The sequence below is a fragment of the Bradyrhizobium sp. CCBAU 11386 genome (genome assembly GCF_028128955.1).
Lineage (GTDB): Bacteria > Pseudomonadota > Alphaproteobacteria > Rhizobiales > Xanthobacteraceae > Bradyrhizobium.
This window is the reverse complement of the sequence record NZ_LBKA01000036.1, coordinates 1-203: the sequence shown is the minus strand read 5'-3', so window position 1 is coordinate 203 and position 203 is coordinate 1. Positions and strand designations below refer to the sequence as shown.

The 203-nt window shown below is 66.0% G+C and carries 1 protein-coding gene; it reads right to left on the bottom strand.

Annotated features, from left to right (window positions below; genetic code table 11):
- Window positions 1–203 (bottom strand): IS66 family transposase (locus tag XI09_RS08265; RefSeq protein WP_271566405.1); only part of this gene is annotated, 203 nt, incomplete at both ends.

Here is a 203-nt window from a genome sequence, read left to right as displayed (position 1 = left end):
ACGCCTTCCATGCGACCAGCAGGCAGCCTCCAAGATCGGTCCGGGCTGGCGTCCCGCCAGATAGAGCTGGTTGTACCCGTCATAGGCGTCGGCCTGCAGGATGCCGGCATATCGGGCCAGATGCCCCTGGGGATGCTCGCCCTTGCGGTCGCGCGAGTAGTAGAACATCGCCGCTGGCGGGCCGGCTCCACCAAATGGCTTGT